Annotated in this window: 19 protein-coding genes; 7 read left to right on the top strand and 12 right to left on the bottom strand. The window is 54.9% G+C overall.

What is annotated here, in order from left to right; translation table 11 throughout:
• Positions 1 to 1,482, bottom strand: a complete 1,482-nt coding sequence (locus ABIC80_RS07745; protein ID WP_429176351.1) for a PLP-dependent aminotransferase family protein — start codon at positions 1,480 to 1,482, stop codon at positions 1 to 3.
• A gap of 253 nt (positions 1,483 to 1,735) precedes the next feature.
• Here ABIC80_RS07745 and ABIC80_RS07740 point away from each other — a divergent pair, with 253 nt between their 5' ends.
• Together ABIC80_RS07740 and ABIC80_RS07735 are read left to right on the top strand one after the other, a co-directional pair.
• The gene (locus tag ABIC80_RS07740) at positions 1,736 to 2,191 is read left to right on the top strand and encodes a GNAT family N-acetyltransferase (protein ID WP_288877093.1); all 456 of its coding nucleotides are present in this window, start codon (positions 1,736 to 1,738) and stop codon (positions 2,189 to 2,191) included.
• Positions 2,192 to 2,292: 101 nt separating this feature from the next.
• Complete coding sequence (locus ABIC80_RS07735; RefSeq protein ID WP_429176350.1) at positions 2,293 to 2,679, top strand: hypothetical protein; 387 nt, start codon at positions 2,293 to 2,295, stop codon at positions 2,677 to 2,679.
• A 107-nt stretch (positions 2,680 to 2,786) separates the two neighbouring features.
• Here the strand turns inward: ABIC80_RS07735 and ABIC80_RS07730 are convergent, their stop codons facing one another.
• The 3 genes from ABIC80_RS07730 to yjbE form a co-directional block, all read right to left on the bottom strand.
• Positions 2,787 to 3,398 (bottom strand): hypothetical protein, encoded by a 612-nt coding sequence (locus ABIC80_RS07730; protein ID WP_200133205.1) that lies wholly within the window; start codon positions 3,396 to 3,398, stop codon positions 2,787 to 2,789.
• A gap of 206 nt (positions 3,399 to 3,604) precedes the next feature.
• Positions 3,605 to 3,961, bottom strand: coding sequence for a hypothetical protein (locus ABIC80_RS07725; protein WP_200133204.1), 357 nt, complete (start codon positions 3,959 to 3,961; stop codon positions 3,605 to 3,607).
• Between the two features lie 241 nt (positions 3,962 to 4,202).
• Complete coding sequence (gene yjbE / locus ABIC80_RS07720; protein WP_429176347.1) at positions 4,203 to 4,454, bottom strand: exopolysaccharide production protein YjbE; 252 nt, start codon at positions 4,452 to 4,454, stop codon at positions 4,203 to 4,205.
• Positions 4,455 to 4,778: 324 nt separating this feature from the next.
• Between yjbE and ABIC80_RS07715 the strand changes: the two genes are divergently transcribed.
• Positions 4,779 to 5,312 carry a hypothetical protein gene (locus tag ABIC80_RS07715; protein WP_429176345.1) on the top strand — a complete coding sequence of 178 codons (534 nt, stop codon included), beginning with the start codon at positions 4,779 to 4,781 and terminating at the stop codon, positions 5,310 to 5,312.
• A gap of 115 nt (positions 5,313 to 5,427) precedes the next feature.
• Entirely contained in the window at positions 5,428 to 6,636 is a 1,209-nt protein-coding gene (locus ABIC80_RS07710; RefSeq protein ID WP_094420136.1) for an MFS transporter, read from the top strand.
• Here the strand turns inward: ABIC80_RS07710 and ABIC80_RS07705 are convergent.
• The 6 genes from ABIC80_RS07705 to ABIC80_RS07680 all read right to left on the bottom strand — a co-directional run bounded on the left by ABIC80_RS07705 (position 6,613) and on the right by ABIC80_RS07680 (position 11,888).
• Positions 6,613 to 7,257, bottom strand: coding sequence for a hypothetical protein (locus ABIC80_RS07705; protein ID WP_429176342.1), 645 nt, complete (start codon positions 7,255 to 7,257; stop codon positions 6,613 to 6,615). The genes ABIC80_RS07710 and ABIC80_RS07705 overlap by 24 nt on opposite strands.
• A gap of 129 nt (positions 7,258 to 7,386) precedes the next feature.
• Positions 7,387 to 7,962, bottom strand: a complete 576-nt coding sequence (locus tag ABIC80_RS07700) for a YrbL family protein (RefSeq protein WP_305205917.1) — start codon at positions 7,960 to 7,962, stop codon at positions 7,387 to 7,389.
• A gap of 182 nt (positions 7,963 to 8,144) precedes the next feature.
• Entirely contained in the window at positions 8,145 to 8,384 is a 240-nt protein-coding gene (locus tag ABIC80_RS07695) for a DinI family protein (protein ID WP_023481865.1), read from the bottom strand.
• Between the two features lie 379 nt (positions 8,385 to 8,763).
• Positions 8,764 to 10,587, bottom strand: a complete 1,824-nt coding sequence (locus ABIC80_RS07690) for a putative bifunctional diguanylate cyclase/phosphodiesterase (protein ID WP_305205916.1) — start codon at positions 10,585 to 10,587, stop codon at positions 8,764 to 8,766.
• 96 nt (positions 10,588 to 10,683) lie between these two features.
• Positions 10,684 to 10,761, bottom strand: a complete 78-nt coding sequence (gene yoaJ, locus ABIC80_RS07685) for a protein YoaJ (protein WP_071789586.1) — start codon at positions 10,759 to 10,761, stop codon at positions 10,684 to 10,686.
• Positions 10,762 to 10,859: 98 nt separating this feature from the next.
• Positions 10,860 to 11,888 carry a sensor domain-containing diguanylate cyclase gene (locus ABIC80_RS07680; RefSeq protein ID WP_305205915.1) on the bottom strand — a complete coding sequence of 343 codons (1,029 nt, stop codon included), beginning with the start codon at positions 11,886 to 11,888 and terminating at the stop codon, positions 10,860 to 10,862.
• A gap of 302 nt (positions 11,889 to 12,190) precedes the next feature.
• Here ABIC80_RS07680 and ABIC80_RS07675 point away from each other — a divergent pair, with 302 nt between their 5' ends.
• The gene (locus ABIC80_RS07675; protein ID WP_054802910.1) at positions 12,191 to 12,436 is read left to right on the top strand and encodes a putative hemolysin; all 246 of its coding nucleotides are present in this window, start codon (positions 12,191 to 12,193) and stop codon (positions 12,434 to 12,436) included.
• A gap of 78 nt (positions 12,437 to 12,514) precedes the next feature.
• Positions 12,515 to 12,820 carry a hypothetical protein gene (locus ABIC80_RS07670; RefSeq protein WP_429176339.1) on the top strand — a complete coding sequence of 102 codons (306 nt, stop codon included), beginning with the start codon at positions 12,515 to 12,517 and terminating at the stop codon, positions 12,818 to 12,820.
• On the opposite strand, the gene ABIC80_RS07665 is transcribed toward ABIC80_RS07670, so the two are convergent.
• Positions 12,817 to 13,164 (bottom strand): DUF488 domain-containing protein, encoded by a 348-nt coding sequence (locus tag ABIC80_RS07665; RefSeq protein ID WP_429176337.1) that lies wholly within the window; start codon positions 13,162 to 13,164, stop codon positions 12,817 to 12,819. The genes ABIC80_RS07670 and ABIC80_RS07665 overlap by 4 nt on opposite strands.
• 120 nt (positions 13,165 to 13,284) lie before the next feature.
• Between ABIC80_RS07665 and ABIC80_RS07660 the strand changes: the two genes are divergently transcribed.
• Positions 13,285 to 13,992, top strand: a complete 708-nt coding sequence (locus ABIC80_RS07660; protein ID WP_429176336.1) for a CTP synthase C-terminal region-related (seleno)protein — start codon at positions 13,285 to 13,287, stop codon at positions 13,990 to 13,992.
• Between the two features lie 465 nt (positions 13,993 to 14,457).
• Here the strand turns inward: ABIC80_RS07660 and ABIC80_RS07655 are convergent, their stop codons facing one another.
• The gene (locus tag ABIC80_RS07655) at positions 14,458 to 15,642 is read right to left on the bottom strand and encodes a CynX/NimT family MFS transporter (protein WP_429176333.1); all 1,185 of its coding nucleotides are present in this window, start codon (positions 15,640 to 15,642) and stop codon (positions 14,458 to 14,460) included.
• Positions 15,643 to 15,678: the final 36 nt, after the last annotated feature.

The following is a 15,678-nucleotide window of genomic DNA, read 5'->3' as shown; positions in this document are numbered from 1 at the left end:
TCATCCGCGCGCGCGAAAAATCACCGCAAGTTTCAACACGGCGGACTCAATTTCCCGCTCGTTGTAGGCGGCAAAGCCCATCAGAAATCCTGTTGAGGCAGGTTGGCCTGCATATAACGCGGTCAGCCCGAGCATATCGACATCCGCGCGGCGGGCGGCGAGGGCAATTTCAGCTTCTGCGATCCCCGATTTGAGGTGGCAGGGCATCTGCATGCCACCCGCTGGCGTAGCCCAGGTGACGAAATCAGCGAGGTGCTGCGCTATCAGGCTGGCCAGTTTGTCACGCCGCGCAACATAGACGCCGCGCATCATCCGCACATAAGCGCCAAAATGGCCGCCCTCGATAAATTTAGCCAGCGTCAGCTGGGGAATGGAGGCGGTATGACCATCCATTAATGTGCGCGCTACCGTCAGCGGCTCTACCAGCTCATCGGGAACAATCATGTAGGCAATGCGCAGGCCAGGAAACAGTGACTTTGTGAAGGTGCCGATATAGATCGTCCGGTCAGATCCATCCAGCCCCTGGACGCAGGCCATTGGCTTGCCCTCATAGTGAAACTCACTGTCATAATCATCCTCAATGATCCACGCCTGGTGTCGGTTTGCCCAGTCGATAACCGCCAGCCGCCGATCGAGAGAGAGCGTGGCGCCGCTAGGGTACTGATGAGACGGAGTAAGATAGATCGCCCTTGCCGGTTCGCTCAGCGCGTTAAGTTGCTCAATCGACAGGCCGTTCTCATCGAGTGCAACCGGCAGGGTCTTTAGCCCAGCGGCTTTGAACGCTTTATGCGCCCCTTGATAGGCGGGATCTTCAATCACCACGCCATCGTTGTTATCCATCAGCACGTTGGCGCAGAGCGCCAGCGCCTGCTGGGAACTGGTGACAATGATGATGCGATCTGCCGTAGCGTGCGCGCCACGCTCCAGGTTGACATACTCAGCGATCGCCCGTCGTAACCGTTCCATACCCTGAGGCGGGCTTTGATCGAGAGCCTGGTGACGATACTCTTTCAGCACCTGGCGTTGCAGGCGCTCCCAGGTATGGATCGGGAACAAACGCGTTTCAGGAATACCCGGTGCCAGTGGGCGAGGCCGGGAAAACTCACGCACCCCTCCGCTTTCATAGATAATCTCTCCCCGGGCGCTGAGCGCGGGTTTGCGCGCTCCAGCACTTGAACGGCGCTGCCGGGCATGCGATTTCAACAGCCGGGTACGGGGCGAGACGAAGCTCCCTTTTCCGGTGTGTCGTTCAATAAACCCCTCCGCATGCAGGCGACTATAGGCGGCTTCAATGGTATCCCGCGAGACCGTAAGCGATGTTGCCAGCGTGCGGGAGGCGGGAAGCGCTTTCCCCTCAGACAAGATCCCGTCGAGGATAAGCGTGCGTATCGCCCGCTGGATCCTCTCATGCAGCGGCAATGATCCGTTGGCAGGATCGATCATCCACGCTTTTACCGTTTCAAGTTGTGCATGCTTAAACATCGGCTCTCCCCGCCATGACGCATCTTAACCGCCAGTCTAAAGCAACAGGGGAAAATGCCGAATCTAAATTGGTCTGCTCTGCACGCCAAAATTGGTGGGGCTAAACGTGCCATTGCCTGCTTATAATCATTTCGCAAGCCTGATTAGCTATTTCCATGCAGTAAGTGGGAAATTACCGCCGGGATCTATTTCGGTGCAGCTTATTTGCGCCTGCCGGGCACGTAACAGATATAAAAAAAGAGAGGTCATTACTATGAGTAATACTATTTTTACGATTGAAGCGGTCATCGAGAGTGATTATGAAGGCTGGTTGCCACTGTGGGAGAAATATCAGGAGTTTTACAAGGTAGATATTCCCGAGGCGGTGACCAGACGTACGTGGCAACGATTTTACAGCCCGGTTGAGCCGGTATTCTGTGCGGTGGCGAAATATAACGGCAAGGTGGTGGGGTTTGCTCACTATCTCTTTCACCGCTCAACCTGGGCGGAGAGCGATTATTGCTATCTTGAAGATCTCTATGTGTGCGAATCCGTTCGCGGCCAGCAGGCGGGCAAGCAGCTGATTGAATATGTGCAGCGCGAGAGCAGAAAGCGTCACGCCAGCCATCTCTACTGGCATACCCACGAAACCAATTATCGTGGGCAGCGTTTATATGACTGGGTGGCGAAGAAGAGCGGCATGATTGAATATCGCATGCAGGTGAGATAGCGATATTTTTTGTACCTTTCATATGCCTTAAAAAATAAAGAGCAGCACTTCGCAGCACGCCACGCGCCGCAGCCGTTTTAATGTGAACAGGATGGAAAATAGTGAAGAAGATACTTTTGTGTGGCCTGATACTGGCCTCTGCGTCATGCGCTGATTTCCAGAAAAGTATGCAGGATCGGATGAATGCGGTGAACGCCGCGCTCACACCTAAAGGCTCAAACGTGCCGCAGAGCGCCTCTGGCAGGAGGGTGGGCACCATCACAAACGAGCAGTGCAAAACCAGCATCGGCAAGAGCCGCAGCTATTTCGAACAGATCATTGGCTTCAAACTTAACGAGTCCAACTCCTCCAGCTATACCTCTTTTTCGCAGACCTACAATCTGAAAATATCCGACAGGAAAGATCGCCTTGGCGGTAACTATGCCATCTGCGTCATTGCCATCGATCCGCAAACGAATAAAGTCACGACATTCTCTATGCCGGTTTAATACCGTGCAGAGAGGGTAATAAAACGGGGGCATACACAGGTGCTCCCGTTTCTATATGCATTACGAACCCGGCCAGCTTATATGTCTTGACTGATGGATAAAGCGATTTACAACAAGGCGCTGAGTGCGATAACTAATTGAAATGAAAGAAGCACTAACGCGACTTTAAACCATGAAAGTTGCCGATGTTTTTTAAAACTGAATTTGCCGAATACGCGGTTAAATTTTGATTTTTTAAGTAAGAGTTTACCAATCAGGCAAAGCCAGAAAAAATTCAAAAGCGGGATTGCGATATAAAGCAGCGGAAAAGCGGGTATGGTGTTGTTTTCTATTAGAGCTGCAAGGATTTTTCCCGGCCAAAAAAATACAAAAGAGACTAAGGATAAGAATTTGAACAGCACACTAAGTGAGTGATTGGAGTGCTGGATTGAATACGTCAACCATGTGAGCATCCAGCTGCCCACCGTGCTTAGCACCACACCTAAGATTTTGTCCCATGCACTATCTGATATGCCAGATGATCCCCCTGAGTATGAGCGGTATGAGGATTGTGAACTGTAATCAGTGTTTTGGTTGCTGTACGAAGATGAAGAATCGTAGCTGTTATTATTCTGTTTATAGCTTTGTTCGGCTTCATCTTTATTATGATAAATACCTCCATCCTTTCCTTCAAAGATGTCAGCACCAAAAATATTCTTACCCTTATAATCTGAGCTCATACTTGCCCCTGTTTCGCGATCAACTTTGCCATTTTTGGCAAAGCAAATTAAATCTATCTTCAGATGTTAACTATAAAAATGACAATACATCATACTGAAAACGTTTCCGGGCCGCTACAAAGCATAAAGGCGATCTGAATAAGGCGTGGGGAAACTGAATTCTGTGAAGCGTAGAAAGTAAAAACCCGGCCTTGGCCGGGTAATCATCAGCTGGCGTTTTCACAGCCCGGCTGAGCACGGTCAATGACCTGAGTGCCTTCAACGAGGTAGCCAAATTTGCCAAACAGGAAAGAGTAGTTAAACTGCGTCACGACAATATCTGATAGTGCGACAGAGCAACGATCCTTTTCAATTGCGCGATCAATAGCGGTTTTTACATTAGGAATACCTAACGGGAAAATCACTACCGGGGCAGAATCCTCGGCTTTCACGCGAGCACCTTTTACAAACTTATTTGAGTTAAGGTTATAATTTTTGGTGCTTGCTACTGTCAGGTCTGCCACGCGGGAACTGCACCCGGTTACCATCATTACGCCAACGACTAAAGCTAAGAACTTATTCATCTTATATTTCCAATTATTGCAATCAGAAATATCTTAACATTATTATGGTGCAATTAAAGCTACCATAATTGTCACTATTGAACAGAGAATAGACAGAAAACAATTTCAAGGCTTATTTGAGGCCGCATATGTGAATACGTATTTAATTCCGTACTGACAAGCGCGCAAATAAAACGGGAACCTTAGGGTTCCCGTTTTGCGTACAATGCCAGCCGCCTGAACCCGTCAGGCGAAGCGCAACTTACTGTGTCGAGGTGGTGGTGGTTGTCGTGGTGCCGGTATTTGAACCGTTATTGCCACCAGCCGCCATCAGTGCGAGGCCGGTAATGGCTGTGGCGACGGTCACTCCTGCAATGGCGGCAGACCCCACGGCAAACTCAGAGGCGTTTGCGCCTGCCGCTTCACCGCTATTGATCTCCAGGGCAGAGCCCGGCGCGGCAACAGCGTTACCTGCCGCTGCAAGCAGAACCACGGCAGCAATTGTCATTTTCATCTTTCTCTTCTCCATTTAACGTTTCCTCCATCAGGGCAATGACACCCACCCATACACTATTTTTATTGTTACTTAAGTGAAATTAATAACTGTATCTATATGTTAAATATACGTTTTGTTCACCCGTGATATGACTATCAAACGACTGATTTCCTGACGCCTCGTTTTTAATCTCAGCGGATATTTTCAGACTATCCGCATCCGTGTCCCCGCCGCTGCTGGCGCTTTTAGCGGCGCGGCCTACGCTTAAAAGGTGTGACGCAGCGGCCTGTAACCGGGCTGCGCGAGAGCTGTGGTGAATGGAAAACAGAACAAGGAGCAAGAATGAACATTGCCTGTCTTGGTTGGGGATCGCTGATTTGGAAAGCGGATGGTTTACCACTGGCCAGCCGCTGGCATGCCGATGGCCCACGTTTACCGATCGAGTTTTCCCGCGTCGGTGATGGGGGCGAGCTGGCAACGGCGCTCTGCATCAACGCGCCGGCTGTTCCGGTCCACTGGGCGTTTCTCAATACCGGCGATCTTGAGCTGGCGACTGCGGCCCTGCGCAAGCGCGAACAGATCCCGGATTCACGGGAAGATGGCGTCGGCTCGCTGGTGCTGGCGGGCAATATGGACGGTGCGCTCGCCACATGGGCGGCGGCGAAACAGCTTGATGGGGTGATCTGGACCGCGTTGCCACCGCGTTTCAATGGCATTGAAGGGCGGATCCCCTGTGTCGATGATGCGCTCGCTTACCTGCGCTCGTTAACGGGCGAAACCCTCAGCCACGCGCAGGACTATATCTGCCGGGTTCCCGCCGTGTTCGATACGCCCTATCGCAGAGCGATTCGTGAGCAGCTCGACTGGCCCTGCTGATTCATCCTTTCACGTAACTCATCACATTTTTGTAACACTTTCATCGCACCCTGGTAGCGCTTCGCCAGGGTAGACTCTGCCTGCTCATTGAATATGGAAAAAAGAGAACTTTAAGATGCCATTACGTTCGATTCAGGCGTTGTGTTTGCTCAGCTTTTTTATGGCGGATGTGCGGGATGGTCTTGGCCCCTTTCTGGGGATCTTCCTGATTCACTATCACTGGAGTGCGGAAGCGATCGGCTACGCGATGACCGCAGGCGGCATTGCCGGGCTGCTGGCGACGCTGCCCTCCGGGATTATGGTGGATGCCTCGGCGCGTAAACGGGCGATTATCGCCGTGGCCGCGCTGCTGATTATGGCGGGCACGCTGCTGCTGTGGTTCTTCCCCGGCTCGTTAATGGTTTACGCAAGCCAGGTAGCAACGGGCATTTCAGCGGCGTTTATCGGCCCGGCAATGGCCGGTCTGACGCTCGGCCTGGTGGGGCAGAAGCGCTTTGCTCATCAACTGGGGCGCAATGAGGCTTATAACCACGGCGGCAATATGCTCTCGGCGCTGCTGGCCGGTGTTGCCAGCTGGTACTGGGGCATCGGCGCGGTCTTCCTGCTGATGCTGGTGATGGCCTTTGGCGCGCTGATGGCGGTGCTCGCGATCCGTGAAAAAGATATCGATCACCGGGTCGCGCGTGGGCTGAATCCTGAAGAGGCCCTCGGTGAGATCCCCTCGCTCTTTACGCTGCTAAAAATCCCGGCGCTCACCATTACCGGGCTCACCCTGATGCTGTTCCATCTGTCGAATGCCGCACAGCTACCGATGCTGAGTATGCAGGTGGCTTCAGGCCATAACGCCACACTGTTTAACCCTGGCGCGTATGCCGCAATGACGGTGGTGATAGCGCAGGGCGTAATGATCCCGGTGGCGCTGATGGTCTCGCGTTATGCCCAGCGATATGGCTATGAAAAACTGATTTTGATCGCGCTGATTATCCTGCCGGTTCGCGCAATGACCGCCGCGCTATGGCCCTCGCCGTGGGCGGCGATCCCGGTGCAGATTTTCGATGGAATGAGCGCCGGTATTCTCGGCGTGGCTGTGCCAGGCTTTATTGCTTCGCTATTAAACGGCACGGGGCACGTCAATGCCGGGCAGGCGCTGGTGATGCTGATGCAGGGCTTTGGTGCCGCCATCAGCCCCTCGCTTGCGGGAACCGTCGCAACGCACTATTCGTGGCGCACGGCTTTTATCACGCTGGCGAGCATTGCCCTGACGGCGCTGCTCATCTGGCTCGGCTTCGCCAAAAAAGGGTCAACGCAACCCCTTCGCGAGTGACCTCTCCTGCGGCTGATGCGCTGTTAACGGTTCCCGGCGCATCAGATCGCGGCAGACATAAAAGAGCCCAATCATGAAGGGAAACTCATACAGCTCTTCTATCAAATCCTGATAGTCGCGCTTGTGCAGGAAGAAGTGGGCAATTGCGCGATGGTGCTCCACGCTGTCGGAGATCAGGAAGGTGACGACCACCAACGCAAAACTCCAGATAAGCAGGGTTTGATGGCGCAGGCGGTCACTAATCTGCTGGCGTAGTGCACGGGAAAAGAGGGGAAACAGTACCAGCGCGCCAATCAGTAACACCGAGATGGCGCGAAAGAGCAGGCGCGGCTCGTGGGGAAAATAGTCGCGGCCCCAGCTGACGCTGCGTCCGAGCAACACCAGCCACCACGTTGCCGCCCAGAGCCAGAAGCGTTTGCGCTCGGGCGTCAGCGGAGTAGCGAGCGCGAAGCGCAAGGTAAAAACAAAAGCAAACAGCAGCCACAGTGCCTGGACATTTTCTATCACTGATACCGACAGCCCGTGATAAAGGGGCAGAGAAAAGTCGGCGAAAAAGGGAATGATGCAGGAGAAAGCCGCCAGCATCACGGTAGTGGGCGTCAGGCGTTTATCGAATTTCATAATATAGCCACATTGATAATAATTAGCGGGCTAACATAGCGGATGAGGGGTTGTGCTGCTTTGCGATTAGTGGCGTATTGACTTATCAGGATGGGAAACGCACCGGCAAAATAGCCGGTTGCGTTATTTTCAGGCGGCCTGAACGGTATTGATAATCTTATGGATGCGTTGTTTGAAGCGCTTAATTGACCTGTCTATTTTCCGGCGATGAAGAAAGCGGAAATAAGATGAGAGCGGCACAAACTCAGCTTCGCCAATATTATCGATAACGACCAATTCATACTCTTGCGGCGCGGTTTTACGCACCAGCACATTGTACTCTTTCAGCGTCATGGTCGAGATGCCGTACTCAACGAGATGAGCGCGCAGCTCGGCGAGTTTCTCCTCCAGCAGCGGCAGAGAAAGACGCTTGTTCTTCAGGTAGAACTCCAGGCTTTTGGAAATTTTCCCATCGTAATCGGTGACCAGATCGAAAACATGGCCGGTACCAAAATTGGTCTGGATTTTACCGTAGTAGTTGGGAATGGCCTGGCATGCCTGAATAGAGCCTGATTTTTTGCGGTAGTAGCGCGTTTCGCGCTTCACCTCTTTTAACCCACCGTCGTCGGGGTTATAGAGGGTTTTGACACATTTTTGTCTATCAAACGGGTGCTGGTAACACCGGCGGTGGCGACCGCTACCTATATTCTCTTTTAGTATCAGCATGGTTACTCTCCTTGCCGGGTACTATGAGATTGCGCGGTTAAATATTTCCTAAACGAGGGAAATGCTTTGATACATTTGCCCGGAAGGCCGGGAATAAGCGCACCACATGTTAAATTTGGTCGCCCGGCGGGGGGAAAGAGCGACCCTGAAATAACGCACGGCGCGTATCACGTCATTGACGTTTACTCCTGAACCATCCACATATCTGCCTCTTCAAACATCTCTTCCAGCATGCGGTTGAGCTTTTCGCGATCGCTTTTGCTGGCATCGCTGTTCAGGCCGTTAGCCTGCATCGGTTTTACCCGCACATCGGCGTCCGGGAAGATGCGGTGTACGCGCTTTGTCAGTTCAGTGAGGATAATCTCGCGCGCGCCGGGTAAACCTTCAACATTACGCTTGTCGTAAACCAGTTCAACAAACACAGGGTCGTCCTATTCAGTCTGAATTTTTCGTGCAGCATTTATACTGGATAAAAAATCAGTATTCAAGATTAAAGCGTGTAAGAGAGGCGCATTCTGCGTACAAGCCCGTAAACCGGGCATATTGGGCAGAGCAGGGGGTGTTTTTTTAGCAGGGGGAAGAAATAAAGGATGGCAGTTTCGACATCAAAACTGCCAGCGAAGAGAGTACAAATTGTTTAAGCGTATATCCGTCACTTGCGCACTTTATAACCTGGTGCCCAACGCGGCACAAACGCAAATTTTTCGCTAGAGAGATTTATAAAATTGATGATCCGTGTATTAATCATCACTTTAATAATTAGTCTGCCCTTATGTTGGCTTTTAACAGTAGGCCAGCGTGTTATCTCTCCAGGCGATGATGAGGATCGGCATGGAGCTGTGCCAGCAGGCGCCAGGGCTTGCTGTCCAGCAGCCAGGCGGGAATATCCGCCGCCGGTAACGGGCGGGCAAAAAGATAACCTTGCGCCTCATCGCAGCCATACTCTTCAAGCATGCGCGCGGTTTCCAGATCTTCCACCCCTTCCGCCAGCACTTCGTAGTTCAACTCTTTAAGCATCATGATCACATTGCGCGCGATGATGCGGCTGTCGTTATCGGTAGCGATCTGGCTGACCAGCGAGCGGTCGAGCTTGATCATGTCAATGGGGATGCGCCGCAGGTAGCTGATATTGCTGTAACCTGCGCCAAAATCATCAAGCAGAATGGTAAAACCGAGCGCATCGAGGCGGTTAAGCTCGCGCAGGGCGGCATCGCTCTCCAGCACTTTCTCTGTTTCCAGACACTCAATGTGAATATCGGCAGGTGTAAGCCCGGCATCGATAATGTGCTGCGCCAGTTCATCGGCGAAACCGCTGCGCGAAAAGTCACTCACCGTGACGTTAATGGAGACAGGAAGAGCGATGCCGATCGCCTTCCATGCTTTGACCTGGGCAATAACCGTTTTAATCACCCAGCGGGTGATATCCGCCATCAGGGTCGTTTTTTCCGCCAGCGTGACGATCACCGCCGGCGAAATCGGCCCAAGCTCGGGGTGGGTCCAGCGCAGCAACGCCTCCACGCCCTCGGTCTTTCCTGTACGCAGTGAGACTTTAGGTTGATAGGCCATATGGAGCTGATCGCCCGATTTGATCGCTTCACTCAGATCGTACAGCAGGCGGAAATCGGTATTACGCTGCTCATCAAGGGCCTGGTTGAAGTGCAGCACCGGAATGTTTTCGCGGATCGCCTCATGCAGGGCGCTGATCGCCTGGCGCACTACCTCCTGCACGCTGTCCGTCTGCGGCGTAAAGGGGACATAACCCGCGTGAATAGAGAGATTGATATTGATATCGGCACCAATGGTCGCCTGAAAACCGTGCATGCTTTGAACCCGCTTAGCCAGCCTGAGCGCCGCGTTACGCTCGGTCAGCACCGCAAAGCGCCCGGTGGCGAAGGCGTAAAGGGTTGTTGCCTTGTTAAGCCGCAGGCGCATCTGTAACAGCGGGCCAAAGCTGCGCAGCAGCGTCTCCAGCGCCTCAACGCCGAGATAGCGGGTCAATTCATAGGCACGGGGAATATCAATACAGTCAAAAATGATCAGCGCATAGTCACCGGTCGCATTTTGCTTCAGGCGCGTCATCTCTTTGATTAAACAGGGGCGATTCGGCAGGCCGGTCAGTGCATCGACGAGGCCAATGTTGTAGCAGGATTCAAGGTAGAGCGTGGCGAGCGCCGCGATGCGCTCAAAACTGGCGAGCTGCCGGGCAGTGGGTTGGTGAATATCCGGATGGGTGACGCACAGTGTGCCGAGCACCGTGCCCTCTTTGGCGATCAGCGGCGCCGAGGCATAAAAGAGGATATCGCCACCTTTGACCAGCGGCTGATGGGAAAAGCGTGCGTCGAGGCGGGTATCGATACAAACAATCGTCTGGCGATCGGCCAGCGAATACTGGCACATGGTGCGATCGATGGCGATTTTATCATGCTCAATCGGCACGTTTTCGACGAACTTGATGTACTGAAACTTATCATCAAAGGTGGTAATAAAGCAGCCTGCTACGCCCATCACTTCGCTTGCCAGACGCGCAAATTCTGCCAGCGCCGCATCGCGGGCCGTATCTGCCTTACTCAATAATTCGAGCGCGGCCAGCTGTCTGCTTTCACTTTTTTTAAGACCCGTAAACATGGTGCGCTCCTGGCCAACAAGTTAAAACAGGGTGTCTTACTCTGAGAACGCCATCAGCGTGACAGGCCCCGGGTTACCCGATGCAGCCGCGTATCACTATTTCCACCAGCCAAGCTGGGTGCCGACCACGGCGATAATTGCGACGATCAACATAATGATGGTGGTCTTTTTCATAGGGGCTCCTCGGTCAGCGGCATGCGCCGACCCTGTTAAGTGTATATGAAAGCGAGGCCATTAAGATTTGCCTCATGTCAGCAACCGAGAAAACGCCATTAATTGAGCTGCTGGAACGCTTTTTTGCTTTTACTCTTCTTCACCCGATACATCACTTCATCGGCCGCGCGCAGGGCGCTGTCCGCATCGTACTGCTCAGGGTTAATTTCAATCACGCCGACGCTGGCGCCGGGGTAATAAAGATGGATATCACCGAGTTGATACTCACCGGCAATCTGCTTATCGAGGCGCGTTTTTAGCGCGCTGAGCAGCACGCCCTGCGGCTGGTGGAGCGGGCCGCCGGGGCAGGCGAGTAAAAACTCATCGCCGCCGAGACGACCAATAATGTCATCTTTACCGCGATCCTGCGTCAGCCGCTTGCCCACTTCAATCAGGAACCGATCGCCAGTCTCATGACCAAACTGATCGTTAATCCCTTTGAAATTATCGAGGTCGATAAAGGCGATAATGACGTGGATTTTGAGATGGCGGGCGAGGGAGAAGAGCGTCGATAGCGACTCAAACAGCGAACGGCGATTGGGCAGGCCGGTCAACACATCGGTATAGGAGTGGGCGATCAGCGCGGCGTTGGCTTCGCGCAGCTGGTCAACCAGATGCTCTTTTTCAATGTATTGCGCGATCAGGCCGGCAAACAGGCGCAGCACCTGCTCGCCGCGCACGCTGAGCATCTTTTTCTGATTGCTGGCCGCACACAGCGTGCCATAGAGCGAACCGTCCGCCAGCTGCACCGGCTGGCTGAGATAGGTGGTGATCCCCAGCGCCTGGGCGGCTTCGCAATCGCGCCAGCGGGTTGCCACATCATTGGCAAACAGGCAGTTATCATCCAGCGCGCGTTTGCACAGGCTGTCGCCAAAGGGGAGAGAGAAGCCTTCAGGGATCTTAAGCTGCTTGCTGTTACGGGAGTAGACAATGTGTTGCTGGCGGGGGTCGTCGCTGATTTTGGTCAGATAGGTCGATTCCATATCGGTCACCATCTCCAGCATTTCCAGAAACTGGCGGACTAAGCTTTCCAGCGAGTGCTCTTTCGACAGGGTTTCCGATACCCGGGCGAGAATGAAATCGGACATGAATATTGGGCTCCGGTGCGTGGGTACCTCGTTGACCCGGCACGTTATTGCTGACTATTTCGACGGCGCGCCATTAAAACATGAACCTAAAAGATTTGATATATCGTGTAACGGACAAAAAAAAGCCCCGCTGATGAAGCGGGGCAAAAACTCATTGATTACGGAATGATGTTCTCTGGTCATGGGTGAGAACAAGGCAGACTATAACGGCGAAAAGTGCATTAAGGATGGAGAAATCATGGAGATATGCTGCTTGCACGGCTATTCTGAAGAGCGTTGTTGGTCACTGTAAGGAAAAGAAGATGCGTTATGGGTTACTCGTTTTACCGCTGCTGGTCTCTGCCTGCACCTCATCACCTGCTCAAAAACCGGATCATCCGCAGGTTGGCATGGCTAACCCGGCGGCAGTCTACTGCCAGCAGCGCGGCGGCGAGCGCGTGCCGGTGCAGAGCCCGCAGGGTGTGCGCACCGAGTGCAAACTACCGGGCGGCGAGGTGATCGACGAGTGGGCGCTGTGGCGTCGCGATCATCCGACACCGGGATCGTGACAGCGGCAGAAAAGCCCGGTAAACTTCTCTTTCAGAATTATCTCATATTCAGCTTTAACGAGATCACGCGAGAGAAGCATGTTTCAGTTACGACCGGGCAGCCAGGCATTAGTCATCGGCGCCCAGACCGCCAGCGGGCGGAGCAATATCGGTAAATCCGTTGAGTTATTTGGTCTCTGCCAGCCGGGTGAGCGCTTTCTCAATCCGGTGAATGGCGTGGTTACCGAAATGCCGAGTACCGCAGCGCGCGCGCTCTGGCTGGTGACGGGCGATGTGACCGCGTTTGACGGTCAGCACGGTTTCGCCTTTGTACGCGCCGAGCACCTGATGCCCCTGCAGCCGGACAGCGCGCCGCAGGACGAGCGCTCGCAGGTGATGAGCTAACGCAGCGCGCGCAGCCACTCCGCCAGCACGACGGCGTGGTTTTGCTCCCTATCTTTTGCCGCATATAACAGCGTGACGGTGCCGTTTTTCCCCCGCGCCGCCAGCTGTTCTCCTGCCTCTTTTTGCGCCTCAAGCTCTTCCCGGTAGCTCTTCTTAAAGGCGGCAAAATCGATCGCCTCGCCGTGAAACGCTTTGCGTAGCTCCGTTGACGGAGCCAGCGTTTTGCACCATTCGTCATAAGCCAGATCGACTTTCTTTATGCCGCGCGGCCAGAGCCTGTCGACCAGCACCCGGTAGCCATCCTCTTTGCTGGCGGCGTCGTAAACACGTTTACACTGGATCATCGCGTTCTCTCCCTATTCGTCTGGTCATTGATTTTAAAGTGTTGTGATTAATGTTAAAGACGTCTAGTGTGATGCGCCTTATGTTAGCCATTATCTACCACGGCATAGGGGCACTTCTCCATGAACCACATTCCGCCTAAAAAGACACTACGCATTGCGCTGATCGGCGACTATAACCACGACACTGTTGCGCATCAGGCGATCCCGCTTGCCATTGATGATGCCGCGGCTGTGCTTGAGATCACCGCTGATTATGACTGGCTGGCAACTCGTGAGATCGACAATCCTGAAGATCTGGTCGGTTATGACGCCATCTGGGTCGTGCCGGGCAGCCCGTATGAGAATGCAGCAGGGGCATTTATCGCCATCAAATATGCGCGTGAAAACGCCATTCCGTTTCTCGGCACCTGCGGCGGTTTCCAGCATGCGGTGATCGAGTACGCCCGCAATGTGCTCGGCTGGGAGGATGCCGCCCATGCTGAAACGCAAACCGCAGGGCAGATGGTGATTACGCCGTTGACCTGTTCGCTGGTGGATCAAACCGCTGCCATTGAGTTAAGACCCAATACGCTGATTGCCCGTGCCTATGGGCGCAATGAGATTGATGAAGCCTACCGCTGTAGCTTTGGCGTATCCCCGGAGTTTGCCAGCGAGCTGGAGCGCGGCGATCTGCGGGTGACCGGCTGGGATGAAGAGGGTGAGGTGCGGGCGGTGGAGTTGATCACCCATCCGTTCTTTGTCGCCACGCTGTTCCAGCACGAGCGCGGCGCGCTGGAAGGTCGCCCGGTGCCGCTGGTGCATGCGATGCTCCGCGCCGCAGGCGAATAAGTCGATTGTGCCGGCTGGCAGAGCATCGGTGCCACCTTCCGACCCGGTACCGCTTTTGTAGGCCGGATAAGGCGCCAGCCGCCATCCGGCAGAGCATAGGTGCCACCCTCCGACCCGGTACCGCTTTTGTAGGCCGGATAAGGTGCCAGCCGCCATCCGGCAGAGCATAGGTGCCACCCTCCGACCCGGTACCGCTTTTGTAGGCCGGATAAGGCGTCAACCGCCATCCGGCAGAGCATGGGTGCCACCCTCCGGCCCGGTACTGTTTTTGTAGGGCGGATAAGGCGTCAACCGCCATCCGGCAGAGCATGGGTGCCACCCTCCGGCCCGGTACTGTTTTTGTAGGCCGGATAAGGCGCCAGGCGCCATCCGGCAGAGCATAGGTGCCACCGTCCGACCCGGTACCGCTTTTGTAGGCCGGATAAGGCGCCAGCCGCCATCCGGCATTTACCTGCCACCCGGTATCTACCCGGAAACAATCTCCCGATCCCGTCCGGCAAACGCGCCGCACAGCGCCATCACCACCGACAAGAGCGCACAGGCGATCAGCGGCAGATGCCAGTCGCCGCTGGCGTCATGCACTTTCCCCATCAGCGGCGGCCCGCAGGCGGCGAGCAGATAACCCACCGACTGTGCCATCCCCGACAGCGCGGCGGCCTGATGCGCCGAGCTTGCCCGCAGGCCAATAAAGGTGAGGCCAAGGATCATCGTCGCCCCGGAGCCAAATCCGTACACCACCGTCCAGATCGCCGCATGACCCGGCTGTAGCCACAGTCCCAGTGCACCCGCAGCACACAGCAGTGCGACCAGCGCCGCGATAGCCCGCTGATCCCGCAGGCGGTGCAGCACCAGCGGCACCAGTAAACCGGGCGCGGCGGTAGCCAGTTGCAGCACGCCGTGCAGCGAGCCGGCCTGCGCCTCGCTGAAGCCCTGGCTTATCAGAATCGATGGCAGCCAGCCGATCACAATGTAGTAAATCAGCGAGTTGATCCCGAGGTAGAGCGTCACCTGCCAGGCCAGCGCCGAGCGCCATATACCGCGGCTGTGAAGTGCTCCGCTGGCACTGAGCGCAGCCGGCGCACCGTGTCGCAGGCGCGGCAGCCAGAGCAGCAGCGCCAGCAGCGGGAAGATCATTAGCGTCAATAACGCGCCGTGCCAGCCCGCGCCGCTCTGCGCAATCGGCACCATTGCCGCGGATCCGAGCGCCGCCGCCGCGCCCATGGTGAGCGAATAGGCTCCGGTCAGTTTGGCGACATGCTGCGCAAAATCTCGCTTCAGCATGCCGGGCAGCAGCACATTGCCAAGCGCAATGCCGCAGCCAATCACCGCCGTACCGATAAACAGCAGAAGAGAAGAGGGCAGCGAGCGCAGGGCGATGCCAGCGCAGATCAGCAGCAGCGCGGCAAACAGGCTGCGCTCCATACCAATCCGGCGCGCCACGCCCGCCGCCAGCGGCGAAATCAGCGCGAACGCCAGTAGCGGCAGCGTGGTGAGCATGCCGGTTTGCGCCGTGGTTAAGCCATAGTCGGCGCGAATGGCATCCAGCAGCGGTGCGGCGCCGGTGAAGGTGACGCGCAGCGTGGTGGCAATCATCAGGATGCCAATAATCAGCAGCACACGCTGTTTGCCGTTTAAAGAGGGAGTGGTCATGGTGTTCTCATTAATAAACAGAGGACACTACGATAG

Origin of the sequence: Kosakonia sp. 1610 (assembly GCF_050435845.1) — a bacterium.
GTDB classification, from domain to species: Bacteria; Pseudomonadota; Gammaproteobacteria; order Enterobacterales; family Enterobacteriaceae; genus Kosakonia; species Kosakonia cowanii.
The sequence above is the reverse complement of the archived record's forward strand: the minus strand, read 5'-3'. Positions and strand labels throughout refer to the sequence as shown.

What these genes read in the sequence shown, in the direction of transcription:
- ABIC80_RS07665 (WP_429176337.1), bottom strand. Translation starts at nt 13,164, where the DNA reads ATGATCCAGTGTAAACGTGTTTACGACGCCGCCAGCAAAGAGGATGGC.
- ABIC80_RS07745 (WP_429176351.1), bottom strand. Translation starts at nt 1,482, where the DNA reads ATGTTTAAGCATGCACAACTTGAAACGGTAAAAGCGTGGATGATCGAT.
- ABIC80_RS07670 (WP_429176339.1), top strand. Translation starts at nt 12,515, where the DNA reads ATGTTTCAGTTACGACCGGGCAGCCAGGCATTAGTCATCGGCGCCCAG.
- ABIC80_RS07710 (WP_094420136.1), top strand. Translation starts at nt 5,428, where the DNA reads ATGCCATTACGTTCGATTCAGGCGTTGTGTTTGCTCAGCTTTTTTATG.
- ABIC80_RS07655 (WP_429176333.1), bottom strand. Translation starts at nt 15,642, where the DNA reads ATGACCACTCCCTCTTTAAACGGCAAACAGCGTGTGCTGCTGATTATT.
- ABIC80_RS07730 (WP_200133205.1), bottom strand. Translation starts at nt 3,398, where the DNA reads ATGAGCTCAGATTATAAGGGTAAGAATATTTTTGGTGCTGACATCTTT.
- ABIC80_RS07715 (WP_429176345.1), top strand. Translation starts at nt 4,779, where the DNA reads ATGAACATTGCCTGTCTTGGTTGGGGATCGCTGATTTGGAAAGCGGAT.
- ABIC80_RS07740 (WP_288877093.1), top strand. Translation starts at nt 1,736, where the DNA reads ATGAGTAATACTATTTTTACGATTGAAGCGGTCATCGAGAGTGATTAT.
- ABIC80_RS07725 (WP_200133204.1), bottom strand. Translation starts at nt 3,961, where the DNA reads ATGAATAAGTTCTTAGCTTTAGTCGTTGGCGTAATGATGGTAACCGGG.
- ABIC80_RS07700 (WP_305205917.1), bottom strand. Translation starts at nt 7,962, where the DNA reads ATGCTGATACTAAAAGAGAATATAGGTAGCGGTCGCCACCGCCGGTGT.
- ABIC80_RS07660 (WP_429176336.1), top strand. Translation starts at nt 13,285, where the DNA reads ATGAACCACATTCCGCCTAAAAAGACACTACGCATTGCGCTGATCGGC.
- ABIC80_RS07690 (WP_305205916.1), bottom strand. Translation starts at nt 10,587, where the DNA reads ATGTTTACGGGTCTTAAAAAAAGTGAAAGCAGACAGCTGGCCGCGCTC.
- ABIC80_RS07705 (WP_429176342.1), bottom strand. Translation starts at nt 7,257, where the DNA reads ATGAAATTCGATAAACGCCTGACGCCCACTACCGTGATGCTGGCGGCT.
- ABIC80_RS07675 (WP_054802910.1), top strand. Translation starts at nt 12,191, where the DNA reads ATGCGTTATGGGTTACTCGTTTTACCGCTGCTGGTCTCTGCCTGCACC.
- ABIC80_RS07680 (WP_305205915.1), bottom strand. Translation starts at nt 11,888, where the DNA reads ATGTCCGATTTCATTCTCGCCCGGGTATCGGAAACCCTGTCGAAAGAG.
- yjbE (WP_429176347.1), bottom strand. Translation starts at nt 4,454, where the DNA reads ATGAAAATGACAATTGCTGCCGTGGTTCTGCTTGCAGCGGCAGGTAAC.
- yoaJ (WP_071789586.1), bottom strand. Translation starts at nt 10,761, where the DNA reads ATGAAAAAGACCACCATCATTATGTTGATCGTCGCAATTATCGCCGTG.